This window comes from Gymnodinialimonas ceratoperidinii (genome assembly GCF_019297855.1).
GTDB lineage: Bacteria > Pseudomonadota > Alphaproteobacteria > Rhodobacterales > Rhodobacteraceae > Gymnodinialimonas > Gymnodinialimonas ceratoperidinii.
In genome coordinates, this window is sequence record NZ_CP079194.1 from 837,424 (window position 1) to 863,093 (window position 25,670).

Sequence of the window (25,670 nt, forward strand, 5' to 3'; positions counted from 1 at the left end):
CTGTGGAGTTACTCCATCAGGCCCGCTTCTTCGTAGTAGCGCTGCGCACCGGGGTGCAGCGGCACACCAAGCGCTTCCATGCCTGCCAGCGCGGTGTCCGCGGTGATCAGGCGGCCCTTCGGGTGGCCGTTGTCGAGCATCCGGCGGGTGGCTTCGTTCCAGAGCGCCTGGGTGATGCCGTAGATCAGCTCTTCCTCGACCTCGGAGGAGGTCACCAGAAGCGCCGAGACCGCGGGCGTCATCGTGTCTTCGTCGATGCCCTCATAGGTGCCGCCGGGGATCATCGAAGGAATGTAGGCCGGGACCGCTTCGTTGATCCGCGCCATGTCTTCCTCGGTGAAGGAATGCAGGTTCATGCCCGAGGTGGAAGCCAGCTGCACCATTGCCGCGACCGGCCAGCCGGCGGCGTAGAAGTAGGCGTCGAGCTGACCGTCGGCGAGCCGCGCGGCGGACTGGCTGTTGTTCAGCTCAGCCTCTTCGATGTTGTCGCGGGTGATGCCCCAAAGCTCCAGCATCTGCAGCACGGCCACCTGGGTGCCGGATCCGGCCTGGGCGATGCCCACGCGCATTCCCTCGAGGTCGCCGAGGTTGTCGATTTCCACGCCCGCGGGCAGGACGAGGTGCAGGTCCTCGGGGAAGAGGTTCGCGATCACGCGCAGGTTCGGGTGCTCGCGGCCTTCAAAGGCGCCTTCGCCGAGGTACATCGAGCGGGTCACGTCGGCGGCGGCAAGGCCCGCCTCCAGCTCACCGTTCTGCACGGCGGCGTTGTTGAAGACCGAGGCCGTGGTGGACTGCGCGATGGCGATCAGGCCCGGCACGCCGCATTGGCCACCCTCGTCACAGGGACGCGAGCCCGGAGGGGCCGAAATCGCCGAGGCAATTGCGCCGCCGATGGGGAAGTAGGTGCCGCCTGCGCCACCGGTGCCGATGCGGAAAAATTCCTGGGCCGTCGCCGGCGCTGCAGCAGCCATTGCCGCCACCAGCGCGAAGCCAGCCAATTTGGGTGCAAATGTCATTGCGATCTCCCTGTCTTATGATTGGCACCGTTTGGACGATGCGTTGAACAAGCCGACCGTAACCGTCGTGAATATAAAAGCTAACTTGAAAAATTTACATTTACCAAAATTCTGCTTATTCGTCGGCCATGAACCTCCAGCAGATCCGTACCTTTCGGGCGATCATGACCTCGTCCAACATGTCCGACGCCGCGAACAAACTGGGCCGGACACAGCCCGCCGTCAGTGCGTCGCTCAAGGCGCTCGAGGATGCCTTGGGCGTGACCCTGTTCGATCGCGACGGCAGGAAGCTCTCTCCCCGGCCCGAGGCGCATTACCTCCTGTCGGAGGCCGAAACGATGTTGGCGCAATCCCAGCGGATCGCCCACACGATGCAGACCATGGCTCTTGGTCAGGCGGGCTCTCTGTCGGCGGTCGCGATGCCCGGCCCGGCCTCACTCCTGTTTCCGCGGTTCATTGCCGGTATCCTGCAAGGCGTCGACGGGCTCTCCCTGTCGCTTTTTGCGCGCAGCTCTCCCCAGATCGAGGAACTCGCCAAGGCGCAGAGCATAGATTTCGGGTTCGGCGATGCGCCGCAAAGTCCCGAGGGGCGGAGCCTGTTCGACTGTCAGGTCATCTCCGCCCAATGCTGCGTGGCGCTGCACCCCGGTCATCCTCTCGCGCAGCGCGAGACCGTGAGCCTCGCGGACCTCGGCGGTGTCGCGCTCGGGACGCTGCACCGGGGCCACGCCCTGCACCGCAAGCTCAACGCGCAGATGGAGATGGCGGGCGTCTCGCCGCATATTTTCCTTGAAAGCCAGACCTATCTGCCGATCCTGCAGTTCGTCGAGCAGGGGCTCTGCGCCGCCATCGTGGATCCGCTGACCAAGGCGCATATCGAGGCGTCCGGCCAAGGCGCATCCGCCATCGCCGTGCGGCCCCTGAGCGACAGGTTTCGCTATCGCTACGGGATCTACTGGCCGCGTTTCCGCGCGATCTCCACCCTCGCGGTCGAGGTGCGCAAGAAATGGGAAGCCGAGGTCTGGCGCATGCTCACCGAAATGGACTCAGCCCCCCGCGCCGAGGACAGCTAGGCCCGCGCAGTCAGCCACCACGTCTCCACCGGCCCGATCCCTTTCACGTCGATCTCGCCGCGTTTCTCGAAGGTGAAATCCGATCCCAACTGCGCCCGCGCGGCGGGGGTGACAAGAATTCTTCCCGGCGCGCTGTAACTCTCCATCCGGCTGGCCGTATTCACCGTCTCGCCCCAGACATCGTAGAACAGCTTGCGATTGCCGATGACGCCCGCCACCACCGGTCCGACGTGGAGCCCGATGCGGATCTCGAACCCGTCCGGCAGGAACGCGGCGGAGGTCCGGGCCACTTTCAGCATATCAAGCGCCATGTCCGCAGCGCGATGGGCCGGATCACCGACCGCGTTCGGCATCCCCGCGGCGACCATGTAGGCGTCGCCGATGGTCTTGATCTTCTCCATCTGGTGCCGGTCGGCCAAGGCGTCGAACTCGGTGAAGACCGTGTTGAGCAGGTCCACGATCTCCCGCGGGTCGAGCCGGATCGACAGCGGCGTGAAATCGGCGATATCCGCGAATACAATCGCCACGTTGGGCAGGCTGTCGGCGATGGTCGCATGGGGTTCCGCTTTCAGTCGCCCCGCGATCTCGCGCGGCAGCAGGCTGTAGAGCAGGTCTTCCGAGCGCGCGTATTCCGCCTCGAGCGACCGCTCCGCGCGGTCGGCATGGATGAAGCCCACGTAGACCCCGAGCGTGGCGAAGCAGGTGACCACGACGAAGGCACTGACCTGCAGGAAGGTGAGCAGCCCGTCGCTGACCCGAATGAACGGTGCGGGGTCCGTGATGAACATTTCGGAATAGACCATCGCCGCCGCGCAGATCAGGACGAGGCCCACCAGCCAACCCGCGTGGCGGGTGCCAAAGCAGACGATGGCGATCACCGGGATGCTCAGGAAATACAGGTGCAGGCCCGAGCCGCGCCCCAGAAGCCAGACAAGTATCGCCTGCACCACAACCGCCAGTGTCGCGCCGAAGATCCACGCGGCCAGCATGTTGCGCGCCGCGATCATCGGCCAGAGCAGGAACAGCCCGAATAGCGACACGGCAGCGGCAGCGGGCCAGAGACCGGGCGCATCGATCCAGAGGTAGAGCGCGGCGTAGGAGCTACCCGATAGCGGAATGAGCGCCGAGATCACGTTCAGCGTGCGCCGTTGGCGAAGCTCGGGGCCGTGCAACCCTTCGGTGCCATAGCTCACGTACCAGACCATCCAGTCCGGCAGACGCCATTTCTCGAGGTAGACGCGCGATTGCATAACAGCTCCTGTGATACGGCTCTCGCCTTGGGGCAGGATAGGCGGTGGCGGCCCGTGACCAAGCCCTTTCTGCCGGGGTGATCTTCGCCTCGACACCAGCGGCGCGCCTGATACGGTCGCTCCTGTCGCCCACAGGGGCGCCGCCGCCGCGAATGAGGATGCCTTTGTCTGAAGACATTGCCTACGTTGAACACCCCAGTGACGTGCTGGCCCATGCAGTCGCCCTCGGGGCGCAGGGCCGGGGTTTTGCGCTGATCACCTCGGTCGCCATTGAGGGCGGCGCGGCGCGGGAAGTGGGCTCTCTGGCCTTGGTCGAGGAGGGCGGGGCGATGGTCGGTTACCTCTCGAATGGATGCATCGACAAGGACATCCAGCACCATGCGAGCGAGGCGCTGCAACGCGGCGAGAAACGTCTGATCCGCTACGGTGAAGGCTCCCAGTTCCTCGACCTCAAGCTGCCCTGCGGCGGCGCGTTGGAGGTTTTGATCGACCCGGCCCCCGACATGGCAGCGCTTGCGGCCGCCGATGCCGCCCTCGCCGCGCGACAGCCCGCGACGCTAACGTTCGAGACGCCCGCGCCCGACGAACGCTCGCTCGCCTTCACCTATGCGCCGAAGATGCGTCTGGTTCTGGCCGGACGCGGCGCGGTGTTCCGGGCGACGGCTCAGGTCGGCAAGTCGGCGGGGTTCCAGATCTACCTCCTGTCACCCGACGCCGACGATATCGCGGCCACCGCCGCGCTTTGCGATCAGCCACCCACCCATCTCACGTCTCCGGGACAATTCGTGCCGATTTCGGTGCTGGATGAATATTCGGCCTTCCTCACCCTGTTCCACGATCACGACTGGGAGCCGGAGCTGTTGCGCGCCGCGCTCGAGACCCGGTCACCCTTCATCGGCAGCTTGGGTAGCCAGCGCACCCATGGCGCACGGCTTGCGCGTCTGGCGGCCCTGGGCGTGGCGTCAGACGAGCTCGACCGTTTGCGCGGCCCGATTGGCTTGGTGCCGTCGTTGCGCGAGGCGCCGCTGATCGCGCTTTCGGCCATGGCCGAAGTGGTCGCCGCCCTGCCCACCGGCATCCGCGCCGCCTGATCTGCACGACATCAATCGCAAGCGTTCGTCTAGACCTGGGTCTCTGACGCGATGCGCCCGGCCATCATTGGGTGGGCCACGCCAGTGGTGCCGGCAAATGTCACCGGCAATTCCCGCAAACGCCGCATCGCGAGGTAGGCGAAGCACTGGGCCTCTGTCGCGTCGCCTTCCCAACCGCGGGCCTCGGCCTTCTCCACGGCAACGCCCGCATATTCGGCAATCATCCGCAGCAACGTCGGGTTGTGCCGCCCGCCGCCGCAGACGATCAGGCGATCCGGACGAACCGGCAGGTGGTCGAGCCCGCGCCCGATGGCCGAGGCTGTGAAGGCGGTGAGGGTCGCCGCCCCATCGGCGTCGGAAAGCTCTGCCACCCAGTCATGGCCGAAGTCGAACCGGTCGAGGGATTTCGGATAGGCCTGATCGAGGTAGGGATGCTCGAGAGCGCGCGCGAGCCGCGTCGCGTCCACTTGCCCCGTGGCCGCAAGCTGCCCGTCGCGGTCCATCTCGCCCAAGCCACGGTGGCGCATGAAATCGTTGATCGGCGCGTTGGCCGGGCCGGTATCGAAGGCCGCCAGCGTCCCATCGGCCGCGCGGCCCGTCACGTTCGCGACGCCGCCAAGGTTCAGGATCGCGGTCCCCTCGGCATCATCGAGCGTCGAGAGCAACGCATCGTGGTAATTCGCGGACAGCGGCGCGCCTTGCCCGCCAGCGGCCATGTCGCCACTGCGGAAATCAAAGACCACTTCCGAACCAAGGCGGCGCGCCATCTCGACGCCTTCTCCAAGCTGCCGGGTTTGCCCGAGCCGCTCCGGCGTCGGCGCGCGGTGCAGCACCGTCTGTCCATGGAAGCCCACCGCAGCGATATCCGAGAGCGCCAGCCCGGCCTCCTCCACCAACCGCGCCACGGCGTCCGACTGCGCGGCGGTGATCCGCGCCTCGGCCTCGGCAAAGATCGCGGGCTCCGGCCCGTCGAACCCCCATGCCATGGCCTCCTGCAGGCAGCGCGCCAGCAGCGCGTTGGTCTCCGCGTCGTAGGGGTAGAGCGCGAAAAGGCCGAAGGCGCCGATCGTCTCGCCGTCGGTCTTCAGAAGCGCCACGTCGATGTTTCCGTCCAGCACGGTGCCGGTCATCAGCCCGACGCACCAGCGCATCTCGTTCTCAGCCATAGAGGGCCTCTCCCACTTCCTGTCGCAATGCCGCGATCCCGGTCTCCACGTGCCGCGAGGGGTGCACGCGGTTGGTCAGCAGGGTCCAGACCTGCCCCGCTCGGTGATCGATCCAGAGGCCGGTGCCGGTAAAACCGGTGTGGCCGATGGTGTCCTCGTCGCAGGCCTGCCCGCCGGACCAGCCGGGATAGCGGATTTCCCACCCATGGGTGCGCTGGTCGCGCAGCCGCTCGCAGGTGAGATCCGGGCCGCGTGCCAGCAGGCGTTCACCGAAGTCGAGAAGCGCGTCGGCGGTCCCGAAGAGACCGGCATGGCCCGAGCCTTGCAGCGCGTAGCAATTCTCGTCGTGGACCTCGCCGCGCATCACGCGGCCGCGCCATGTGCAGGCCTCGGTCGCGGCGCAGGCAGAGGGCTCGGGGGCGAAGGTGAAGCCCGCGCCGGGATCCATCTCGCGGATCATCCGGCCCTCGATCCGCTCCAGCGCGATGCCGAGGCAGATGAAGTTGATGTCGGAGTAGACCGGAGTCTCCACCCGAGCCCATTCTCGTTGCAACACGAAGGCGCGGAGCGTCGCGGGATCAGCGCCGTAGGTGTAGATCGGTACCACTGCCGGGAAATGCGTGAGGTGGCCCAGGCAGTCGCGGAAGGTCGTCGCGCGCTCCCAACAGCCCGCGTCATACTGGCGGAAATCGGGGATCACCGTGGTCAGCGGCGCGTCGAGGTCGAGCCGCCCGGCCTGCGCATGGGCAAGGATGCGCTCGGTAGTGAAGACCACCTTGGTGAGGGAGGCGAGGTCGTAGATCGTCTCGCGGGTCACGGGTGCAGGCTCGGGCACCAGCGCGGCCTGTCCCGTCCACGCAACCTGCCGGCCCGCGCCGTTCACCACGCCGAGGATCGCGCCGGGAATGCGTTTCTCGCGCACTGCATCTTCCACGCGCGCCCAGGCCGCGTCGAAACTCATGGCCGCGGCTCCACGGCAGAGCGGTGGCCGGGCCCATGCTCGTGCCACGCCAGCGGCGCGGGCTCCCACCCGAGCGGGCGCAGGGTGGAAGGCACCTCGTCGGTCTCCACCGCGAAATCCACCTCGCGGCGGTCCAGCGCGGGCACGGCTGAGATCAGCTTGCGCGTGTAGGGATGCTGCGGGGCGGAGAGGACCTCTGTCGAGGGGCCGATCTCGACGATCTGGCCTGCGTAGATCACTGCGATGCGGTGGGCGATGCGCTCCACCACGCCCATGTCGTGGGAGACGAAGAGGTAGGCGAGGTCGAACTCGCGCTGCAGGTCCACCAGCAGGTCCAGCACCTTGGCCTGCACCGAGACGTCCAGCGCCGAGACCGCCTCGTCCAGCACGAGGATCTTCGGTTCGGGCATCAGGGCGCGGGCGATGCAGATGCGCTGACGCTGGCCGCCCGAGAACTCATGCGGGTAGCGCTCCAGCGAATCCGTGGGCAGGTCCACCTTGTCGAGCAGCATGCGCATCCGGTCCTCCGCTGCGCGGTCCACCTTGCGGCCCGCCGCGATCACCGGCTCGGCCAGCAGGGTGCGCACGTTCATCCGCCCGTTGAGCGAGGCATTGGGGTTCTGGAACACCATTTGCACCGCGCGCGGGCCACCGGCCGAGATCTCTCCCCGCGTCGGCTCATTCAACCCGAGGATCGCGCGCGCCATGGTGGACTTGCCCGAGCCGCTTTCGCCAACGATGCCGAGCGTCTCGCCCGGTTGCAGCTCGAAGGAAACGTTGGAGACGGCGTGCACCTCGCCCTTCGCGGGCCGCAGGAAGCCCCCGCCCACGGGAAAACGTACGGCAAGGTCGCGAACCGCCAGTGCCGGGGTGCCGGGCGCTTGGCGTGCCTCGGGCGCAGCGGCGCCGTGGCGGAAGTGCGGCACGGCCGAGAGCAGGTGCTGCGTGTAGGGATGGGTCGGCCTGTCGATGATGTCGTTCGTCGTGCCAGCCTCCACGACCTTGCCGTGCTGCATCACCACGGTCTTGTCGGCGATCCCCGCGACGACGCCGATGTCGTGGGTGATGAAGATCAGCCCGGTCCGGGTCTCGCGCTGCAACTCGGCCAGCAGGGCGAGGATCTGCGCCTGGATCGTCACGTCGAGCGCCGTGGTCGGCTCATCTGCGATCAGCAGGCGCGGCTCGCTCGCCAGCGCCATGGCGATCATGATCCGCTGCAGCATCCCGCCCGACATCTGGTGTGGCGCTTGATCCAGCCGGCGCGCGGCATCGGGGATGCGCACCCGGTCGAGCGCGCGGATCGCTGCATCGCGCACCGCGCGCCCCGAGAGGCCATGGCGCTTTGCAAAGATCTCGCCGATCTGGGTGCCGACCTTCAGCACCGGGTTGAGCGAGGTCATCGGTTCCTGAAAGATCATCCCGATCTCGCGCCCGCGCAGGCCCTGCATCTCGGCCTCGGTCGCGGTGACGAGGTCGCGGGTGCCGTCGAGCAGGATCTGCCCGCCAAGGATGCGCCCGCCGCCGTAATCCACCAGCCGGTTGATCGACATCGCCGTGACCGACTTGCCCGAGCCGCTTTCGCCGACGATCGCCAGCGTCTCGCCCGGCGCCACGTCGAAGCTGACACCGTGGACAACCTCTTTCTCCTGCCCCGCGCGCCCGAAGCCCACGCGGAGGTCCCTGACCGATAGAAGCGTCATGCCCGGCCTCCCCCTTGCGATTTCGGATCGGTGATGTCGCGCAGCGCGTCACCCAACAGGTTGAAGCCCAGAACGGCGAGCATGATCGTCGCCGCCGGGAAGATCAGCAGCCAGGGCGCCATCTCCATCAGGTTGCGGCTGTCCGAGAGCATCAGCCCGAGCGACGGGTCCGGCGGCTGCGTGCCAAGGCCGAGGAAGCTCAGCGCCGCCTCGGTCAGCAGCGCCCAGGCCAGCGCCAGCGTGTATTGCACGGTCAGCGGTGCTACGAGGTTGCCGAGCAGGTGGCGGGACATGATGTAGCTGCGCGAACTGCCGAAGGTGCGCGCGGCGTCGACGAAGCTGCGGGTCTTGAGCGACAGCGCCGGCCCTCGCGCCACGCGGGTGAAGATCGGCGTGTAGACCACGGCGATGGCAAGGATCGAGGTCCACATGCTCGCCTGCAGGATGGCCACGATCAGCAGCGCCAGAAGGATCGCGGGGAAGGCCAGCAGCACGTCCATGGTGCGCATCGTGGCCCCGTCCCAGAGCCCGCCGAACCACGCGGCGGTCAGCCCGAGCACGGTGCCGAGGGTCGCCGCGATAGTGACCGAGGAAAGCGCCACCACGAAGGAGCGTCCGATCCCCTCCATCAGGCGGCTCAACATGTCGCGCCCGAAGAGGTCGGTGCCGAGCAGGTAGGTGGAGCTCGGCCCTTGCAAGCGGGACAGCCGGTCCTGAGCCAGCGGATCATGGGGCGTCAGGCCAAGCAGGCCGAGGAGGGCGGCAAGCCCGAGAAGACCGATCAGGACGAGACTGATCCGCCCGGCGGGATGGCGGGCCAGCGCGCGCAGCAGGCTCATGATTTGCCTCCGTAGCGGATACGCGGATCGAGCGCCGCGTAGGCGAGGTCGACCAGCAGGTTCACCAGCATGAAGTTGAAGGCGATGAAGAGGATCACCCCCTGCACCAGCGCGTAGTCGCGCTCGAGGATCGCATCGAGCACCACGCGGCCAAGGCCCGGCAGGGCGAAGATCTGCTCCACGATGACGGCGCCGCCCAGAAGGTAGCCGAACTCCACCCCGCTCAGCGTCAGCACCGGAATCAGCGCGTTCGGCAGGGCGTGGCGCCAGATGACGTAGCCCTGGCTGAACCCCTGCGAGCGGGCGGTGCGCACGTAATCCTCGCTCAGGATGTCGAGCATCGCGGCACGGGTGATGCGGGTGACGGCGGCGGCGAAGGCGGTGCCAAGCGCGAAGGCCGGCAGGATCATCTGCGCGAGATTGCCGAGCGGGTTCTCGGAGAAGGTGACCTGGCGGCCCATGGTGGGCAGCACGCCGAAGCCCACGGAAAGGATGTAGATGGAAAGAAGCGCCACGACGAAGTTGGGCATGGATTGGCCCATCATGGCGAAAATGCGCACGATCAGGTCCGAGGGCCGGTTGGCGCGCGTCGCGGCGTAGACCCCGGCCGGCAGGCCGATCGCCAGCGCAATGACCATCGACATCAGCGCCAGTTGCAGGGTCAGGGGAAAGCGTTCGAGGATCAGGTCCAGCACCGGCTGCCCATAGGTAATGGAAATGCCCAGATCACCCTGCAACAGCCCGCCAAGCCAGCGGAAATATTGCACGAACCAGTTCTGATCGAGCCCGAAATAGACGGTCAGTGCCTCGCGCTGCGCGGGCGTCAACATGCCGGCCTCGGTGCCCAACATCGCCGTGATGGCGTCGCCGGGCACCAGCCTTATCGCAACGAAGACGAAGATCGAGACACCCAACATGACCAGCGGAAAAACCGCGAGGCGTCTGAGAAGATAATTCATGTCGGGTGCCTGTCCGTTCGTCTCGTTATTCTGCCAGCGTCACGTTGGTGAGGCCGAACAGCGTGCCGGTGGGCGAGGAGGTGAAGCCGGAAACGGCCTCGGTCTGCGCCGTGTAGGTGTTGCCGGTGAACAGCCAGATCCAGGGCGACATCTCGGCCAGATGGCTCTCGAAGTTTGCGAAGATCTCGGCGCGGGCGGCCTCGTCGGTCTCGGCGCGGCCCTCGTTCATCAGGCTGTCCAGCGTGTCGTCGATGTAGTTGGCGACGCCCTGCAGGTTGCCGTCCCGGGTCCAGTAGCGGTTGTACATGGTGTAGGGATCGACGCGACCGCCGTTCAGCGCCACGGCCATGTCGAAGTCGGCGGCCAGCCAGCGGTCGATGTAGACGCTGAGTTCCAGCATCTCGATCTCCAGCGTGATGCCCACTTCCGACAGTTGCGATTGCAGCACCTGCGCCACGGCCGAGGCGGTGGGTGGCTCGCCGTTGGCCGCGATCACGGTGGCGGTGAAGCCGTCGGGATGACCGGCCTCGGCCAGCAACTCGCGGGCGCGGTCCTGATCCTGCTCGTAGCAGAAGAGGCCGCTCGGGTCCGAGCGATAGGCCGGAGAGGTCAGCGGGCCGGTGACTTCGCCCTCGCCAAGCAGGGCCGCATCCAGCACGTCCTGCCGGTCGATGGCGCACCCGATGGCCTGGCGCAGCGCCAGCTCGCCCATCGGCTCACGCGAGGCGTTGAGCTGCAGCACGTAGTAGCTGAGCGTCGGGGCGGCATTGAGTTGCAGGCCGGGAGAATCCGGCACCAGCGTGGCGACCAACGGGTCGTTGATTAGCGCGAAATCGGCCTGACCGGCGCGCAGGGCGGCCAGCAGGGCGGTCTCGTCGGGCAACACGCTGATGTTGATCCCATCATAGGCCACGTCGCCGCCGGCCCAATCCTCGAACGCGCCGAGCGTGGCGGAGGCGTTGGGTGTGCGCGCGTCGAGCGTGAAGGGACCGGAGCCGATCACCTCGGTATCCAGCGTCCCGGCCTCGATGGCCGAGGCGGGAACCACGGCGGCGTTGACCGAGGCCAGACCGTTCAGCAGCGGCGCATTGGGGGCGTCGAGTTCGAAGATCACCGTGTGGTCATCCGGGGTCTCGATGTTGACGATGGAGGTATAGTTGGCCCGCGCGATGGCGCCGGTTTCCTCGTTCAGGATGCGGTCGAAAGAGGCGCGCACATCGGCAGAGGTGACGGGCGTTCCGTCGTGGAACATCGCGTCGGCATCAAGCTGGAACGTCAGTTGCAGGCCATCGTCCGAGAAGCTCCAGCTTTCGGCCAGGGCAGGCTGCAATTCCAGCCCTTCGTCCAAGCGCACCAGCGGCTCGTAAAGCAGTTCCAGCAGGCGGATCGTGGCGAAGCCCGGCTGCGTGTGGGGGTCCAGACCCGTGGCGTCCTGCGACCAGGCCAGATCGAGCGTTTGCGCCGATAGCGGCGCGGCGAGGGCGGTGCTGACGAGCGCCAGCGCCCGCGCCGTGGTCTTGGCGGTGTGTGTGATCGATTTCATTTCCGGATATCTCCCTTGGGTTGATGTACTGCGGTTCAGGCGGCGGAGTTTTTTCCCGCTCGTTCAATGGCTTTGCGCAGGAAACCGCCTTCGGCTTCCAGGATCGCGCGCGCCTTGTCGGCGTCGAGGTCGGTGATCTGCATCAGGATGGCGAGCTTCACGCTGCCGTCGCTTTTGCGCAGCAGGTCCTGCGCCTCTTTGGCGTCGCACCCGGTCGCGTCGCGCAACATCTCTTCGGCACGGTCCGCGAGTTTCTGGTTCGAGATCGTCACGTCGACCATCCGGTTGCCCCAGGTCTTGCCGAGGCGGATCATGCTGGCGGTGCTCAGCATGTTGAGCACCATTTTCTGCGCCGTGCCTGACTTCAGTCGGGTCGACCCGGTGATGACCTCGGGCCCCACGACGGGGGAGATCGCGGCGTCAGCGATCTCGGTGATCGGAGAGCCCGGATTGCAGGACAGCGACGCGGTGAACGCGCCGACCTCCTTTGCATGGCGCAGTGCGCCGATGACATAGGGCGTGCGACCGCTGACCGCGATGCCGACGACCACATCGCGCGCCTCGAGATCAATGGCCTTGAGGTCTTCGGCGCCTTGATCGGCATCGTCCTCGGCCGCCTCGACCGGGTAGCGCAGGGCGCGTTCGCCGCCGGCGATCAAGCCGACGACCATCGTATCAGGCACCGAAAACGTCGGCGGGCATTCCGAGGCGTCGAGCACGCCGAGCCGCCCGCTGGTGCCTGCGCCGATGTAGATCAGCCGCCCGCCTTGGGAGATCGCCTCCACGATCTGGTCCACCGTGCGGGCAATTGCGGGGATCTCGGCGGCGACCGCTTTGGCCACGCCCTGATCCTCGACATTCATGCAGGTGACGATCTCGGACGCGGTCATCAGATCGATCTTGGCCGAACGCGGGTTGCGCGCCTCGGACACAAGTGATGCGAGGTCTGATCGAGTGGCGGTAGACACGGCAGCGACTCCCCTTCTTGAGAGAAGATTGAATTTTTTATTCCCCCATGTCAATTTTTTTGTGATAAGTTATTCCAAACTGAGCAAAGCGGGTCGTGATCCTTGTCCATTCTCACCTTGATGCAGGCGCAGCTTGAAACCTTCTCGGCGGGCGAGCGACAGATCGCGAACACGATCCTCGATGATCCCGACATGATGGCCCGCCTGTCGTCGATCGAACTGGCGCGGAAGTCGGGGCGCAGTCAGTCTTCCGTGGTGAAATTCTGCCAGAAACTGGGCTTCTCGGGCTACCAGGACCTGCGATTGGAGATCACCCGCGCCGCCGCCGCGGCCCGGAGCGCGCCCCTCGACGCGGTGCACAGCACCATCGACACCGGGGATGACGCGCTGATCACGGCGCAAAAGCTGTTGTCGAGCAAGATCAAGTCCCTGCAGGAAACCCTCGGCATCAACGCGCCCGGGCAGATGGACGCCGCCCGCGATATGCTTAACGGTGCGGCGCGGGTGCAGCTTTCCGGGGTCGGTGCGTCATCGCTCGTGGCCCGTGATTTCGCCTACAAGCTGCAGAAACTGGGCATTCCTGTGCTTTTCGACGGGGATAGTCACATCCAGATCGCCCATGCCGCGACCCTGACGGAAAGCGATGTGCTCGTGTCGCTCTCGCAATCGGGCACCAGTCTCGAGACGCTGCGCGTGGCCGAGACCGCGCGGCAACGCGGCGCGACGATCCTGACAGTGACAGGCCTGCATCCCAACCGGCTGGCGGAACTGGCCGATATCGCTCTGCGCACCGTGACCGATGAAGAACGGGTCCGCTCCTCGGCGATCACCTCGCGCGATGCGCAGCTGATCCTTCTCGACATGGTGTTCCTGCGGCTGGTGCAGATCCGCGATGGCGCGGTCGAGTTGATCAGCGGCGCGGCCGAAGCAGTAGCCCCGCTGAAGCTGTAGCCGCCGCGCAAAAACCAAGACCCGCGCGAGGGGCGCGGGCCTTGGCCCAAGTGAACAAGCTCGGGCGCGGTCAGCCGGCCTTGGGGCCTGCCTCCAACACATCTTCGAGAGTGCGCAGCCCGGTGCGCGGCGCCTGAACCAGAACCGACATATTGCCGGGCTTGTGCTCGTTGCGCAGCATCTTGGTGTGGGCGCCGGGCAGTTCCTCCCAAGGGAAGACCTCGGACATGCAGGGGTCCAGCCGCTGCTCGCACATCAATTTGTTAGCGGCGGCGGCCTGCTTGAGGTGGGCGAAGTGGCTGCCCTGCAGGCGTTTCTGATGCATCCACATGTAACGCACGTCGAAGGTGCAGTTGAAGCCCGAGGTGCCGGCGCAGATCACCACCATGCCGCCCTTCTTGCAGACCAGCGTGGAGACCGGGAAGGTCGCCTCGCCGGGGTGCTCGAAGACCATGTCGACGTTGTTCCCCTTGCCGGTGATGTCCCAGATCGCCTTGCCGAACTTGCGGGCTTCCTTGAACCAATCGGCATATTCCGGCGTGTTGACCTTGGGCAGCTGGCCCCAGCAGTTGAAGTCCTTGCGGTTGATCACGCCCTTGGCGCCGAGGCCCATGACGAATTCGCGCTTGTCCTCGTCCGAGATTACCCCGATCGCATTGGCACCTGCCGTGTTGATCAACTGGATCGCATAGGAGCCGAGGCCGCCCGAGGCGCCCCAGACCAGCACGTTCTGGCCGGGCTTGAGGTCATGGGGTTCATGGCCGAACAGCATCCGGTAGGCGGTCGCCAACGTCAGCGTGTAGCAGGCGCTTTCCTCCCAGGTCAGGTGCTTAGGGCGCGGCATGAGCTGCTGCGCCTGCACATTGGTGAACTGCGCGAAGGAGCCGTCGGGCGTCTCGTAGCCCCAGATCCGCTGCGAGGTGGAGAACATCGGGTCGCCGCCGTTGCACTCCTCGTCGTCGCCGTCGTCCTGGTTGCAGTGGATCACCACCTCGTCGCCGACCTTCCAGCGCTTCACCTTCTCACCCACCGCCCAGACGATCCCCGAGGCGTCGGAGCCCGCAATGTGATAGGGCGCGCCGTGGCCGTCGAAGGGGCTGATCGGCTGGCCGAGCCCGGCCCAGACACCGTTGTAGTTCACGCCCGCCGCCATCACGAGGACCAGCACCTCGTTGCTGTCGAGCACCGGCGTATCCACGACCTCGACCTCGAAGGCCTGATCCGGCTCGCCATGGCGCTCGCGGCGGATGGTCCAGGCGTACATCTTGGGCGGTACGTAGCCCATCGGGGGCATCTCGCCCATCTCGTAGAGGTCTTTCATCGGCGCATCGTAGGGGGCGGCGGTGGTGGGCGCGTCTAGGGCCATGGTGCTCTCCGTCATTGTCATATCCTTCGCCGGCGGCGATGCCGCGCTGCGGAATCAAATGCTGCTGATGCGAGGAATATTAATCACGAAGAAATAATGCAACCCTGAATTGCCAGTTTGGGTAATTTTATGTCGTCGCGGATTTAGCGCGCCATGGGATACCCAGAGAGACACAGGGCACGCCGATGCCTTCTGGTGGCGACCAGTTGTAGGAGGTTGCAACGATGGGGGAGCGGGAAAGCGGCGCGGCGGTTCAGCCTTCAGGCGCGGCGAGAGCTTCGACATCGAGAAGATGCGCCACGCTCGCCGCGTAGTACTCGACGACCGGGCTGCCGCGATCGGACACCGCCAGCGTCTCGCCCTTGCGTTCGACGAACCCGCGCTCCATCAAGGCGCGCAACCCCGCCTCGATGGTGTAGTCGAGATCATCGCGCGCCAGATGCACCGAGACGCCGCGGCTCTGCGCCCGCTCGATCCGGGTCCGCACCTCGGCCTGCAGGCTTGCCATGTCCCGCGCGCCATCGCGAAGCGCGTGGGAGACCAGCGGTACAGGCACGATCGGCGTCACGGCGGCGATGCGCGACATCAACGCCTCACCCAGATCGGCAGCGTTGTCGTTGTGGGGGTGCGAAAGGAAATCGGTCAGGGAAAGTGGGTCACCGAAGGAAACGGCGGCATAGCCATAGCGGTGAAACTTGCCGGTCAGGCGGTGCCAGACCTGTCGCCGCAGGTAGCGGTAGATCGGCAAAAGCGAGAAGCGAAAGCCCCCGGTACCCCGCTTCTGCGCCGCGATCAGGTTCCGGTCCTCCATCACACGGTCATAGTTCAGAGCGACGGGTACGAAGGTCACATTGCGCGATTTGCCGGGGTGGAAGCCGTCGAGGATATAAGAGATCAGCCCCAGTTTCGGCTCTCCCAAGCCACCGGTGCGTGACAGGCCGCCCTCGGGGAAAACGGCCTGGGTGACGCCAGCCTCGGTCGCCATCTGCACGTAGCGGGCCAGCACCTTGCGATAGAGAGGGTTGTTGTAGCGGCGGCGAATGAAGTAGCCGCCCAACGCGCGGACGAGCCCGCGCAGGGGCCAGACCCGCGCCCATTCTCCCACCGCATAGGCCAGGGCCGAGCGCTCGGCGACCAGCCATGTGACCAGCACGTAATCCATGTTGGAGCGGTGGTTCATCACGAAAACCACGGTGTCATCGGCGGGAATGGCCTCCAGCGCGTCCGAATTCGCGTCGGTCAGGCGGACCCGGTAGAGCGATTGGCTGAGAAAGCGCGCGGCCCGGATCGCGAAGGCGAAATAGGTGAAAGCCGAGAACCCCGGGACGATCTCGCGGGCATAGCGCTCGGCCGTTTGCGCCGCGACGTCCTCGCGGACGCCCTTGGCCTTGGCATGCTCGATGATCGCCTGCGCCACTTCGGGGTCATAGACGAGGCGGCGCACCGTATCCATGCGCCGCGCCAGCTTGAACGGTTGGATCGGCGTTTTCAGGCGTTTGTTCAATTCGGCGACGGCGTTTTCGAGTCGGCGGCGCAGGAACCAGCGCACAGAGGGAAACAGGAAATGCGACGCGAAGGTGACTGCCGCAAAGAGCAGGATCAGCACAAAGAGCCAGAGCGGCAGGGTGATGGGCGTCGTCATGGAAGATAGGTGTCAGGAAACGCGCGGCGGCGCAATATTTGCGCGGGGTTTGGGTTGTTGGGAGACGGTTGGCGATGTCGTGGCTGGGGCATCTGCCGATTGGGGGCGCTGCCCCCAAGCCCCCGGAGTTGTACGGCCAAGATGAAGCAGGGAGCGGCGCGTATTCGTGCCGCGGTGCAGCTTTGCGTGGGCAGCGAATTGACAGAGTCATTTTATTCCGAATATATGCAGTCTTGCGAAACGATATTGCTTTGCGAGAAGGTAGCGTGCCCATGACACAGGCTCAGAAAGACCGCCCCTGGCTGATCCGGACCTATGCCGGACATTCGACGGCGGCGGCGTCCAATGCGCTCTACCGCGGCAACCTCGCGAAGGGACAGACCGGTCTTTCGGTGGCCTTCGATCTGCCGACGCAGACGGGGTACGACAGCGATCACGTTCTGGCGCGCGGCGAGGTGGGCAAGGTCGGGGTGCCGGTCAGCCACCTTGGCGACATGCGGGCCTTGTTCGCGGATATTCCGCTGGAGCAGATGAATACCTCGATGACGATCAATGCGACCGCGCCGTGGTTGCTGGCGCTCTATATCGCGGTGGCCGAGGAGCAGGGGGCCGATGTCTCGAAGCTGCAGGGGACGGTGCAGAACGATCTGATGAAGGAGTACCTTTCGCGCGGGACCTACATCTGCCCGCCGAAGCCCTCGCTTGCGATGATCGCGGATGTGGCCGAGTACTGCTCCCGCGAGGTGCCGAAGTGGAACCCGATGAACGTCTGCTCCTACCATCTGCAGGAGGCGGGCGCGACGCCGGAGCAGGAGCTGGCCTTCGCCTTGGCTACGGCGATCTCGGTGCTCGATGAGCTTCGCCCGCGGGTGGCTGCCGAGGATTTTCCGACTTTGGTCGGGCGGATTTCCTTCTTCGTGAACGCGGGCATCCGCTTCGTGACCGAAATGTGCAAGATGCGCGCCTTTGTCGACCTCTGGGACGAGATCTGTGCCGAGCGCTATGGCGTCGAAGATCCGAAATTCCGCCGCTTCCGCTACGGCGTGCAGGTGAACTCTCTCGGGCTGACCGAGCAACAGCCTGAAAACAACGTCTATCGCATCCTGATCGAGATGTTGGCGGTGACGCTTTCGAAGAAGGCCCGCGCCCGTGCCGTTCAATTGCCGGCCTGGAACGAGGCCTTGGGCCTGCCGCGTCCGTGGGACCAGCAATGGTCGATGCGGATGCAGCAGATCATGGCCTTCGAGACGGACCTGCTGGAGTATGGTGATCTTTTTGATGGCAATCCTGTCGTGGATGCCAAGGTCGAAGCCTTGAAGACCGGCGCGCGGGCTGAACTGGCCAACCTTGAGAGCATGGGCGGCGCCATTTCGGCGATCGATTACATGAAGGGGCGGCTGGTGGATTCCAATGCCGAGCGGGTCAACCGGATCGAGCGCGGCGAGACGGTCGTGGTCGGGGTGAACAAGTACACGGCCTCCGAGCCATCACCTCTGTTGGGGGAGGACGGGGGCATCATGGTCGTTGATCCCGCCGTGGAGCAGGATCAGATCGGGCGTCTGGAGGCATGGCGCGCGGCGCGCGACGCGGGCGCTGTGGCGGAGGCGTTGGAGGCGCTTTCCCTTGCCGCGCGGGAGGGGCGCAACGTGATGCCGGCCTCCATCGCGGCGGCCAAGGCCGGGGTCACGACCGGGGAATGGGCCGGCGTCATGCGGGCCGTTCATGGTGAATATCGTGGGCCGACGGGCGTCTCGGGCGCGGTCTCGAACCAGACGGAAGGGCTGGAGGATATCCGCGAGGCCGTCGATCTTGTCAGCGCCAAGCTGGGCCGCCGGCTCAAGTTCCTCGTCGGCAAACCGGGGCTCGACGGCCATTCCAATGGGGCCGAACAGATTGCCTACCGCGCGCGTGATTGCGGAATGGATATCAGCTACGAAGGAATCCGGCTGACGCCGTCCGAAATCGTCGAAGCGGCGAAATCGGAAAATGCCCATGTCATCGGTCTCTCCATTCTCTCGGGCAGCCATGTGCCGCTGATTGAGCAGGTAATGGAGATTTTGCGGAAAGAGGGCCTGCAAATTCCGGTCATGGTGGGGGGCATTATTCCCGACGAGGATCGCGACGCCCTCTTAGCGCAGGGGGTGGCGCGGATTTACACGCCGAAGGATTTCGAGCTAAATCGGATCATGTCCGATATCGTGAACCTCGCGGATCCTGCCGGAATGGCTGCAGAATAACCCGTCTCGGCTTCTTGACGCCGGAAAAAGTACATGTCCATTTGTATACTTGCCAGAAGGGCACGTATCTTGGCAAATGCCCCTTACTGGAAGCCAAAAGTGAAAGGGGAATTCGCATGGCAGCATCTCTTGAGAAAATGAGCTTGGAAGAGCTTCAGGCCCATCAGCGCGAAGTGGAGGCGACGATCAAGGGTTATGAAAAGAAACGCAAAGCAGACTGCCTTGCGGAATTGAAAGCCGTTGCCAAGAAGCACGGTTTTTCACTCGATGATTTCACCGGTGGAAAATCGTCATCCAAATCCGGCCCCAAAGGTGTTGCGAAATATGCAAACCCCGCTGATCTGAGCCAGACCTGGACCGGTCGCGGGCGGCAGCCAAACTGGATCAAGGATGCCCTGGCGTCTGGCAAGTCCCTGGAAGAGTTCGCAATTTAATGACTGTCCATATCGGTGCAAAGCCTGGAGATATCGCTGAAACGGTGCTCATGCCGGGCGACCCTCTGAGGGCAAAATGGGCGGCAGAACGGTTTCTGGAAAATCCGGTCTGCGTCAATGAAGTGCGTGGAATGTTGGGGTTCACGGGAACGTGGCGTGGCAATCGCGTGACGATCCATGGCTCCGGTATGGGCATGCCCAGCCTGTCGATCTACGCCAACGAATTGATCCGCGATTACGGAGCAAAGACGTTGATCCGGATCGGCTCCTGCGGGGCGATGCAGAAATCCGTAAAGCTGCGCGACGTGATTCTCGCGATGACGGCGTCGACCCTTTCGACCCCATCCTCGGGTATTTTCCGAGAGCTGAATTACGCGCCCTGTGCAGATTACGGATTGCTTCAGGCGGCCTATGAGGCGGCAGAGGGAAAGGGCGCGGGCATCCATGTCGGGGGGATCTATTCCTCGGACGTGTTTTATGATGAGCGGCCCGACCTGAACGAACAGATGGTGCGCCACGGTGTTCTGGCTGTGGAAATGGAAGCCGCAGAGCTCTATACGCTTGCAGCACGCCATGATGCACGGGCCCTGGCGGTGCTGACCGTATCGGATCACTTGCTGACGGAAGAGGCTTTACCTTCGGAAGAGCGTCAGTCGAGTTTTTCGGACATGGTGGAGATCGCCTTGGAGGCTGCGTTTTCGTGAGGCAATTGGCCGGAAGGGATATTGGCCCGATCGGTCTTGGCTGCATGAGCTTCGGTGGCATCTACGGCGCTACCGATGAAAAAGAGAGTTTCGCCTGCATGCAGGCGGCGCTCGACCTCGGCGTGACCCATTGGGACGTGGCCGAGATCTACGGCGGCGGTGTCTGCGAAAGCGTGATCGGCCGGTTTCTGGCCGAGACCGGCGCGGACGTGACGCTCGCAACCAAGGCCGGCATCTACACGCAACCGAGGCGTCACTTCAGCAATGCCGCCAGCGATCTGAGACGCTCGCTCGAAGGGTCGTTGAAGCGGTTGGGGCGCGACCGGGTGGAGCTGTTCTACCTCCATCGGCGCGAGCATGAACGGCCCGTTGAGGAGGTGATGGAGACCCTCGCGGGCTTCATGGCCGAGGGTCTGATCGGTGGCATCGGCCTGTCGGAAATTGCGCCCGCCACCCTGCGGCGGGCGGTCAAGGTCGCCCCGGTGGCGGCGGTGCAATCGGAGTACTCACTCTGGACCCGCCTGCCCGAGTTGGGCATGATCCGGGCCTGTGACGAAGTGGGAGCGGCCTTCGTGGGCTTCTCACCGTTGGGGCGCGGCGTCTTGTGCGATCATTTCCAAGGGCGCGAGAATTTTCCAGCGGGCGATTTCCGATCCGGACAGCCGCGGTTCCAGGATCCGAACTACCAGGCAAATCTCGCCGCGATCGAGGGGTTCAAAAGATTCTGCGCCGCGCGGGGGTGGGCGACATCGGCGACGGCGCTGGCCTGGGTCCTGGCGCAGGGTGACCACGTGATCCCGATCCCCGGCACCCGCACGGCCAAGCATCTGCGCGAGTTGGTCGGAGCGGTGGAGATTGCCTTGGGTCAGGAGGATCTGGCCGAGATTGAGCGTCTTCTGCCTGCCGGCTTCGCCCATGGGGCGCGCTATTCCGACGCGCAATGGGCCGCGGTCGAGAGCTACTGCTGACCGCCGCGCCCGTGGTGATTTTCGGGATTGAGTTGTACTTACCAAGATGAAGGGAGCCGGGGCTCCCCTCCGGGAAGCGGCGCGTTAACCGTGATATCAGGTTAACGCGCGCTGCAGTCAGACGATGACGACGTCGAGCGGCGGGAAGCCGTTGAAGCCGATCGAGGCATAGGTCGTCGTGTAGGCGCCGCAGTTGCGGATCCAGATCCGGTCGCCGGCCTTGAGACCCAAGGGCAGGGCCACGGGGCGTTTTTCGTAGAGCACGTCGGCGCTGTCACAGGAGGGGCCTGCGAGGATGCAGGGGCCGGTGTTCTCGTGGTCGCGCTCGGTGGCGAACTGGTAGCGGATCGCCTCGTCCATGGTCTCGGCAAGGCCGGAGAATTTGCCGATGTCGAGATAGACCCACCGGTGCAGGTCATCTGGGGATTTCCGCGAGACGAGGAGAACCTCGGCGGCGATCATGCCGGCTTCGGCCACGAGGCCACGACCGGGCTCGGCCATGATGCGGGGCACGTCACCGAAGCGGGCGTGGACGAGGTCCATCACCTTGGCTGCATAGGCGGTGGGATGGGGGATGTCCTCGCCGTAGAATGCCGGGAAGCCTCCGCCGATGTTCAGGAGATCCAGCGCGAAGCCTGCTCCGTGGGCGGCGTTCCAGACCGCCGCGATCCCGTCCAGAACCGGCGCCCACATCTGCGGGTCGCGGGTTTGCGAGCCGACGTGGAAGCTCAGGCCCACCGGGCGCAGGTCGAGCGCGCGCGCGGTCTCCATCAGCTCCAGCGCGCTGTCGCGGGTGGTGCCGAACTTGCGGGTCAGGGGCCAATCGGCGCCGGTGGCTTCGACCAGGAGGCGGATGTAGACCTGCGCGCCGGGGGCGTGCTCGGCGATTTTTTCCAGTTCTTCGGCGGCGTCCACGGCAAAGACATCGACGCCGACGGAATGGGCGTAGGCGATGTCGGCGGGCTTCTTGACGGTGTTGCCGAAGGAAATATGCGACGGTGCGGCGCCGGCATCGAGGCACATCTGGATTTCCACGCGCGAGGCGGCATCGAACCCGGAGCCCATCGCGGCGAGGCGCGACAGGATTTCCGGCGCGGGGTTGGCTTTCACGGCATAGTGGATGTGGGCCTGACCGAGGCCTGCCGCCAGCGCGTCGTATTGCTGTGCCACGCGATCCACGTCGAGGATCAGCGTCGGGCGCTCGAAGCTGTGCGCGCGGGCGAAGGTCTCGCAGCGGGATACAGATACGGGAGCGGCGCCCGAGAGGGCGGTAAAAGTAGCGGTCATCACGTTCTCCAAGTGGACGGAACGCCCCATTCAAGGGGACGCGTTGCATTCAAAGGGAGACGTTACCGTCGCTACGTAACTGCGATGGTTATCCCGGAGAGATCTCCGACTTACCACCCGTGACAGAGGCGCGTGCGTTGGCGTCTATGGGGCGCATTTGGGGCGAATGTGGATTCGGATCAAGAAGTTTTTTCGCGAGGAGCGAAATTTGTTCGGGGCGGTGGTGCGGGCGGATGGCGTGGCAAGGGGCTCTGCCCCTACGCCGGCCCGTTCCCTCGGGGAACAAGCCGACGACCCCGGAGGTGTATTGGCCAAGATGAAGGAGCAGGCGCGGTGTCTTAGCGGCCGTGGGTGCGGTCGTAGGGGTTCGCGGAGGAGGGGGTGTGGCCTGCCGTATGGACCGTGTCGAAGACCTCGACCTGTAGCGGGTAGCAGGGGGTGACGTCCGAGGAATGCTCGGCGCCGCAGTCGCCGCCGGGGCAGGCGGAGAGGGCGCCGAGGAGGTCGATCTCGGCGCGGAATTCGAAGCAATCGCCGGGGCGAACGGGGGAGGCCTTCATGAAATACTGCCCGGTATCGCGGGTGAAGCCGGTGCACATGAAGACGTTGAGCACATCGTGGACGTGGCCCTCGGCCTCGTGCAGCGAAATATCTGCGGCGTCGGCCAGGGCGCGGGTCAGGTTGGAATGGCAACAGTGGTGGTATTGGCCGCCCTCGCTCAACAGCGCGTGCGTGTAGGGATCGCAGCGGGTGCCGATGACGTCGTGGACCGCGCCGCCGAAGGTGTCGATGCCGTACCAGTCGAGGCTGTCGTGGGTCACGGTCGCCATGGGGCGCAGGTCCGGCAGGTTGGACCAGAGCGTGTCGCCCGTCGTCACGTGAGTGCCGTGCAGCGCGCGGGTCTTGCCGGAGAAGAACCGCTCGGTCAGGTCATGGGCGTTCCAGAGGTTGAGGTCGCCCACCTGCGGCCCCTCCACCGAGGTGATGCGGATTGTCTGACCAGCGCGGGCGTGGAAGCTGGCCGCATCGCGGGGCGCTGCGAGGACGCGCGTCACCGGGCCTGTCGGCGTGGCGGGGCCGAGGTTCGTGGGTTCCGGCAAGGTGTCGGGCGGGTAGCACACGACCGGCGGGATCGCGCGCCGCGCGGCGGCGTCAGCGGGGGCAGGGGAGGCTTTGGGACGACGGTTGGGCATGGGGCTCTCCGGTTGGGCGCCCCGGGTTTCGCGCGGCTGGCGCGCAGGTGCAAGGCCTGCCGACGGGGTGGCGGCGCGGGTTGCGCTCCGTCGTCGCTAGCCAGCCGCCAGATGTCCCGCTAGGCCGAGCGCGAAGCCTGCCACCGCGCCGAGCGCTGGGCGTGCTTCCCCCTCGCCAGAGATGGAGGGGGCCACGTCCTGAAACACCAGGTAGAGGATGCCGCCGGCCGCGAAAATCATGATGCCGCCAAGAAGCGCGCGCTGGTCGGCGAGGGTTGTCAGGCCGATGACGGCGCAGACCGGGCCGATCAGCGCCAGCGCGATGAACAGCGCGAAGCCGCGTTTCTTTGGCACGGTATGCGAGGCAAGGATCTCGCGGAAGGCCGAGTAGCCCTCGGGCAGGTTCTGCAGGAAAATGATCGCCGCAAGCACCCAGGCGGTGGCGCGGTCGATGACGATCATCGCGCCGAGCGCCGCGGCCTCGGGCAGGTAATCCAGCAACATCGCCAGCAGGAGCGCGCCCGCGCCGCCGGATTTCGACACAGCCTTGTCGACGATGAAGAACACGAGGCCCCCCAGGAGCAGCAGCAGGCAGGAGAGCCATCCCGGAAGATGCTCGGCCCCGTCCGGCACCAGCACCAGCGCCACGGCCGAGACGAGGGCACCGCCGCCGAACGCCGTGATCGCATGGTTGATCGGCTCCGGCTCGTCCTTCAGCGTGGCCAGCCACGCCCCCAGCGGCATGGACAGGCCCGCCACGCCCGCCAGCACGATCGCGAGGAACAGCGGCTCCATGGCTCAGATCGTCCGTTCGACCATCAGCTTCTTGATCGACGAGATCGCCTTGGCCGGGTTCAGACCCTTGGGGCAGGTCTTGGTGCAGTTCATGATCGTGTGGCAGCGGTAGAGCTTGAACGGATCTTCAAGGTCATCCAGACGCTCGCCGGTGTATTCGTCGCGGCTGTCGATGATCCAGCGGTAGGCATGGAGCAGCGCCGCCGGCCCGAGGTAGCGATCACCGTTCCACCAATAGGACGGGCAGGAGGTCGAGCAGCAGGCGCACATCACGCATTCATAGAGCCCGTCGAGCTTCTCGCGATCCTCGATCGATTGCTTCCACTCCTTCTCGGGGCGGCGGGTCTTGGTTTCGAGCCAGGGCATGATCGAGGCGTGCTGCGCGTAGAAATGCGTGAGGTCAGGGATCAGGTCCTTGACGACAGGCATGTGCGGCAGCGGATAGATCGCCACGTCGCCCTGGATTTCGTCCATGCCGTAGATGCAGGCCAAGGTGTTGATACCCTTGGATTTCACCCCGCCGATGTTCATCGCACAGGAGCCGCAAATCCCCTCGCGGCAGGAGCGTCGGAAGGTCAGCGTCGGATCGATCTCGTTCTTGATTTTGATTAGCGCATCCAGAACCATCGGCCCGCAGGTATCCATGTCGACCCAATAGGTGTCGAGCGAGGGGTTCTTTCCGTCGTCGGGGTTCCAGCGATAGATCTGGAACTTGCGCAGGTTCGTGGCTCCCTCCGGCTTCGGCCAGGTCTTGCCACGGGTGATGCGAGAATTCTTCGGGAGGGTGAGTTCAACCATCTTGGTGTTCTCCTTGGAGGCGGATTGGCTCCGCTTGAGTATTTGTCATGTGCTGCCACCCACGCTCAGGCCCAGCGTCAGGCCACCGCCGCGCGGGTTTGGCTGGCCGGCCATGCGGCGGGCGACGCAGTCGCGCAGCGCGTCAGCTTCGGACCGGGGGTTCAGGATATCGGAGGTGATCGTCACGCTGCCACGTGCGCCGGCGCCCGAGGTGCCGCCGGCGACGCCGACGTTGCCCGCGATGCCATCGGCCAGCGCGGCTTCCTCGGCGCAGAGCCGCTCGGCTGTCGCGCGCGAGGGGGGCTGCGCCGGGCCGCAGGAGGTCAGGACGACAAACAGCACGGACGTCAGCGAGGCGAGGGTCAGCAAGCGCATCAGCCAAGCCCCCGCAGCAAGCCGTCGAGGTAGTTTCCAGCGGTGCATTGCAGCGTCGCGGGGCGTTGCAGGACGTCGCCCACGGTGTTCGAGGCGGCGGTGGAATTGCCCAGCGCGATGCCGCCCGCGATGGTCACGATCTCCTGCGCCGAAGCGTTGTCGATGACGCAATTTGTGATCGGCGTGGCGTCGATACCGGGAAAGCGCCGCTCGACCTCGGTGTTCACATAGGCCCGCGCCTGTTGCCGCGCCAGTTGGTCGGCCGCGTCCTGAAACCCGACACAGGCCGAGAGAAGGAGCGGCGCCGCCAGCGCGAAGACGCGCAGGACCGCGCGCGGGGTACGGGCGCGCATC

General features: G+C 65.5%; 24 protein-coding genes. 7 read left to right on the top strand and 17 right to left on the bottom strand.

Annotation, left to right across the window (positions count from 1 at the left end; translation table 11 throughout):
• Positions 1–8: 8 nt before the first annotated feature.
• Positions 9–1,016 carry a TAXI family TRAP transporter solute-binding subunit gene (locus KYE46_RS04070; protein ID WP_219003650.1) on the bottom strand — a complete coding sequence of 336 codons (1,008 nt, stop codon included), beginning with the start codon at positions 1,014–1,016 and terminating at the stop codon, positions 9–11.
• Between the two features lie 128 nt (positions 1,017–1,144).
• On the opposite strand from KYE46_RS04070, the gene KYE46_RS04075 reads away from it, so the two are divergent.
• Positions 1,145–2,089, top strand: coding sequence for a LysR family transcriptional regulator (locus KYE46_RS04075; protein WP_219003651.1), 945 nt, complete (start codon positions 1,145–1,147; stop codon positions 2,087–2,089).
• On the opposite strand, the gene KYE46_RS04080 is transcribed toward KYE46_RS04075, so the two are convergent.
• Positions 2,086–3,339, bottom strand: a complete 1,254-nt coding sequence (locus tag KYE46_RS04080) for an adenylate/guanylate cyclase domain-containing protein (RefSeq protein ID WP_219003653.1) — start codon at positions 3,337–3,339, stop codon at positions 2,086–2,088. The genes KYE46_RS04075 and KYE46_RS04080 overlap by 4 nt on opposite strands.
• 164 nt (positions 3,340–3,503) lie before the next feature.
• Between KYE46_RS04080 and KYE46_RS04085 the strand changes: the two genes are divergently transcribed.
• Positions 3,504–4,430, top strand: coding sequence for an XdhC family protein (locus KYE46_RS04085; protein WP_219003654.1), 927 nt, complete (start codon positions 3,504–3,506; stop codon positions 4,428–4,430).
• 29 nt (positions 4,431–4,459) lie between these two features.
• Here the strand turns inward: KYE46_RS04085 and KYE46_RS04090 are convergent, their stop codons facing one another.
• The 7 genes from KYE46_RS04090 to murQ are packed head-to-tail and all read right to left on the bottom strand — an operon-like array spanning position 4,460 to position 12,566.
• Positions 4,460–5,596: an anhydro-N-acetylmuramic acid kinase gene (locus tag KYE46_RS04090; RefSeq protein ID WP_219003656.1), complete on the bottom strand. Its 1,137-nt coding sequence runs from the start codon at positions 5,594–5,596 to the stop codon at positions 4,460–4,462.
• On the bottom strand, positions 5,589–6,557 hold the full coding sequence (locus KYE46_RS04095) for a serine hydrolase domain-containing protein (protein WP_219003658.1): 969 nt from the start codon (positions 6,555–6,557) through the stop codon (positions 5,589–5,591). Before KYE46_RS04095 ends, KYE46_RS04090 begins: the two co-directional genes overlap by 8 nt.
• Positions 6,554–8,257: an ABC transporter ATP-binding protein gene (locus KYE46_RS04100; RefSeq protein WP_219003659.1), complete on the bottom strand. Its 1,704-nt coding sequence runs from the start codon at positions 8,255–8,257 to the stop codon at positions 6,554–6,556. Before KYE46_RS04100 ends, KYE46_RS04095 begins: the two co-directional genes overlap by 4 nt.
• Positions 8,254–9,096 (bottom strand): ABC transporter permease, encoded by an 843-nt coding sequence (locus tag KYE46_RS04105; RefSeq protein WP_219003660.1) that lies wholly within the window; start codon positions 9,094–9,096, stop codon positions 8,254–8,256. Before KYE46_RS04105 ends, KYE46_RS04100 begins: the two co-directional genes overlap by 4 nt.
• Positions 9,093–10,055 (bottom strand): ABC transporter permease, encoded by a 963-nt coding sequence (locus KYE46_RS04110; RefSeq protein WP_219003661.1) that lies wholly within the window; start codon positions 10,053–10,055, stop codon positions 9,093–9,095. The genes KYE46_RS04105 and KYE46_RS04110 overlap by 4 nt, the downstream gene beginning before the upstream one ends.
• A 25-nt stretch (positions 10,056–10,080) precedes the next feature.
• Positions 10,081–11,598 carry an ABC transporter substrate-binding protein gene (locus KYE46_RS04115; RefSeq protein ID WP_219003662.1) on the bottom strand — a complete coding sequence of 506 codons (1,518 nt, stop codon included), beginning with the start codon at positions 11,596–11,598 and terminating at the stop codon, positions 10,081–10,083.
• A 35-nt stretch (positions 11,599–11,633) separates the two neighbouring features.
• Entirely contained in the window at positions 11,634–12,566 is a 933-nt protein-coding gene (murQ, locus tag KYE46_RS04120; RefSeq protein ID WP_219003663.1) for an N-acetylmuramic acid 6-phosphate etherase, read from the bottom strand.
• A 102-nt stretch (positions 12,567–12,668) separates the two neighbouring features.
• Between murQ and KYE46_RS04125 the strand changes: the two genes are divergently transcribed.
• On the top strand, positions 12,669–13,517 hold the full coding sequence (locus tag KYE46_RS04125; protein ID WP_219003664.1) for a MurR/RpiR family transcriptional regulator: 849 nt from the start codon (positions 12,669–12,671) through the stop codon (positions 13,515–13,517).
• A 70-nt stretch (positions 13,518–13,587) separates the two neighbouring features.
• Here the strand turns inward: KYE46_RS04125 and ccrA are convergent, their stop codons facing one another.
• Positions 13,588–14,883, bottom strand: a complete 1,296-nt coding sequence (gene ccrA / locus KYE46_RS04130; protein WP_219005001.1) for a crotonyl-CoA carboxylase/reductase — start codon at positions 14,881–14,883, stop codon at positions 13,588–13,590.
• A 253-nt stretch (positions 14,884–15,136) separates the two neighbouring features.
• The gene (locus KYE46_RS04135) at positions 15,137–16,525 is read right to left on the bottom strand and encodes a 1-acyl-sn-glycerol-3-phosphate acyltransferase (protein ID WP_219003665.1); all 1,389 of its coding nucleotides are present in this window, start codon (positions 16,523–16,525) and stop codon (positions 15,137–15,139) included.
• 272 nt (positions 16,526–16,797) lie between these two features.
• Here KYE46_RS04135 and KYE46_RS04140 point away from each other — a divergent pair, with 272 nt between their 5' ends.
• The 4 genes from KYE46_RS04140 (at position 16,798) to KYE46_RS04155 (ending at position 20,868) form a co-directional block, all read left to right on the top strand.
• Positions 16,798–18,762: a protein meaA gene (locus KYE46_RS04140; RefSeq protein WP_219003666.1), complete on the top strand. Its 1,965-nt coding sequence runs from the start codon at positions 16,798–16,800 to the stop codon at positions 18,760–18,762.
• A 116-nt stretch (positions 18,763–18,878) separates the two neighbouring features.
• Entirely contained in the window at positions 18,879–19,196 is a 318-nt protein-coding gene (locus KYE46_RS04145; protein ID WP_219003667.1) for an H-NS histone family protein, read from the top strand.
• A complete protein-coding gene (gene deoD / locus KYE46_RS04150) occupies positions 19,196–19,900 on the top strand; it encodes a purine-nucleoside phosphorylase (RefSeq protein WP_219003668.1) in 705 nt (234 codons plus the stop codon). The genes KYE46_RS04145 and deoD overlap by 1 nt, the downstream gene beginning before the upstream one ends.
• Positions 19,897–20,868: an aldo/keto reductase gene (locus KYE46_RS04155; RefSeq protein ID WP_219003670.1), complete on the top strand. Its 972-nt coding sequence runs from the start codon at positions 19,897–19,899 to the stop codon at positions 20,866–20,868. Before deoD ends, KYE46_RS04155 begins: the two co-directional genes overlap by 4 nt.
• 117 nt (positions 20,869–20,985) lie before the next feature.
• Here the strand turns inward: KYE46_RS04155 and KYE46_RS04160 are convergent, their stop codons facing one another.
• The 6 genes from KYE46_RS04160 to KYE46_RS04185 all read right to left on the bottom strand — a co-directional run bounded on the left by KYE46_RS04160 (position 20,986) and on the right by KYE46_RS04185 (position 25,669).
• Positions 20,986–22,155, bottom strand: a complete 1,170-nt coding sequence (locus KYE46_RS04160) for a type III PLP-dependent enzyme (RefSeq protein WP_219003672.1) — start codon at positions 22,153–22,155, stop codon at positions 20,986–20,988.
• A gap of 338 nt (positions 22,156–22,493) precedes the next feature.
• Positions 22,494–23,348: an urea carboxylase-associated family protein gene (locus KYE46_RS04165; protein WP_219003674.1), complete on the bottom strand. Its 855-nt coding sequence runs from the start codon at positions 23,346–23,348 to the stop codon at positions 22,494–22,496.
• Positions 23,349–23,444: 96 nt separating this feature from the next.
• Positions 23,445–24,143 (bottom strand): ZIP family metal transporter, encoded by a 699-nt coding sequence (locus KYE46_RS04170; RefSeq protein WP_219003676.1) that lies wholly within the window; start codon positions 24,141–24,143, stop codon positions 23,445–23,447.
• Between the two features lie 3 nt (positions 24,144–24,146).
• Positions 24,147–24,941, bottom strand: coding sequence for a succinate dehydrogenase iron-sulfur subunit (locus tag KYE46_RS04175; protein ID WP_219003678.1), 795 nt, complete (start codon positions 24,939–24,941; stop codon positions 24,147–24,149).
• Between the two features lie 45 nt (positions 24,942–24,986).
• The gene (locus KYE46_RS04180; protein ID WP_219003680.1) at positions 24,987–25,316 is read right to left on the bottom strand and encodes a hypothetical protein; all 330 of its coding nucleotides are present in this window, start codon (positions 25,314–25,316) and stop codon (positions 24,987–24,989) included.
• Positions 25,316–25,669 (bottom strand): succinate dehydrogenase, encoded by a 354-nt coding sequence (locus tag KYE46_RS04185; protein ID WP_219003682.1) that lies wholly within the window; start codon positions 25,667–25,669, stop codon positions 25,316–25,318. Before KYE46_RS04185 ends, KYE46_RS04180 begins: the two co-directional genes overlap by 1 nt.
• Position 25,670 lies beyond the last annotated feature (1 nt).

Excerpts from the sequence above, each read along its gene's own strand:
- KYE46_RS04070 (WP_219003650.1), bottom strand. The coding sequence starts at position 1,016 with ATGACATTTGCACCCAAATTGGCTGGCTTCGCGCTGGTGGCGGCAATG.
- KYE46_RS04075 (WP_219003651.1), top strand. The coding sequence starts at position 1,145 with ATGAACCTCCAGCAGATCCGTACCTTTCGGGCGATCATGACCTCGTCC.
- KYE46_RS04140 (WP_219003666.1), top strand. The coding sequence starts at position 16,798 with ATGACACAGGCTCAGAAAGACCGCCCCTGGCTGATCCGGACCTATGCC.
- KYE46_RS04105 (WP_219003660.1), bottom strand. The coding sequence starts at position 9,096 with ATGAGCCTGCTGCGCGCGCTGGCCCGCCATCCCGCCGGGCGGATCAGT.
- deoD (WP_219003668.1), top strand. The coding sequence starts at position 19,196 with ATGACTGTCCATATCGGTGCAAAGCCTGGAGATATCGCTGAAACGGTG.
- KYE46_RS04100 (WP_219003659.1), bottom strand. The coding sequence starts at position 8,257 with ATGACGCTTCTATCGGTCAGGGACCTCCGCGTGGGCTTCGGGCGCGCG.
- KYE46_RS04095 (WP_219003658.1), bottom strand. The coding sequence starts at position 6,557 with ATGAGTTTCGACGCGGCCTGGGCGCGCGTGGAAGATGCAGTGCGCGAG.
- KYE46_RS04115 (WP_219003662.1), bottom strand. The coding sequence starts at position 11,598 with ATGAAATCGATCACACACACCGCCAAGACCACGGCGCGGGCGCTGGCG.
- KYE46_RS04110 (WP_219003661.1), bottom strand. The coding sequence starts at position 10,055 with ATGAATTATCTTCTCAGACGCCTCGCGGTTTTTCCGCTGGTCATGTTG.
- KYE46_RS04170 (WP_219003676.1), bottom strand. The coding sequence starts at position 24,143 with ATGGAGCCGCTGTTCCTCGCGATCGTGCTGGCGGGCGTGGCGGGCCTG.
- KYE46_RS04165 (WP_219003674.1), bottom strand. The coding sequence starts at position 23,348 with ATGCCCAACCGTCGTCCCAAAGCCTCCCCTGCCCCCGCTGACGCCGCC.
- KYE46_RS04145 (WP_219003667.1), top strand. The coding sequence starts at position 18,879 with ATGGCAGCATCTCTTGAGAAAATGAGCTTGGAAGAGCTTCAGGCCCAT.
- ccrA (WP_219005001.1), bottom strand. The coding sequence starts at position 14,883 with ATGGCCCTAGACGCGCCCACCACCGCCGCCCCCTACGATGCGCCGATG.
- KYE46_RS04185 (WP_219003682.1), bottom strand. The coding sequence starts at position 25,669 with ATGCGCGCCCGTACCCCGCGCGCGGTCCTGCGCGTCTTCGCGCTGGCG.
- KYE46_RS04090 (WP_219003656.1), bottom strand. The coding sequence starts at position 5,596 with ATGGCTGAGAACGAGATGCGCTGGTGCGTCGGGCTGATGACCGGCACC.
- KYE46_RS04180 (WP_219003680.1), bottom strand. The coding sequence starts at position 25,316 with ATGCGCTTGCTGACCCTCGCCTCGCTGACGTCCGTGCTGTTTGTCGTC.
- KYE46_RS04080 (WP_219003653.1), bottom strand. The coding sequence starts at position 3,339 with ATGCAATCGCGCGTCTACCTCGAGAAATGGCGTCTGCCGGACTGGATG.
- KYE46_RS04175 (WP_219003678.1), bottom strand. The coding sequence starts at position 24,941 with ATGGTTGAACTCACCCTCCCGAAGAATTCTCGCATCACCCGTGGCAAG.
- KYE46_RS04135 (WP_219003665.1), bottom strand. The coding sequence starts at position 16,525 with ATGACGACGCCCATCACCCTGCCGCTCTGGCTCTTTGTGCTGATCCTG.
- KYE46_RS04160 (WP_219003672.1), bottom strand. The coding sequence starts at position 22,155 with ATGACCGCTACTTTTACCGCCCTCTCGGGCGCCGCTCCCGTATCTGTA.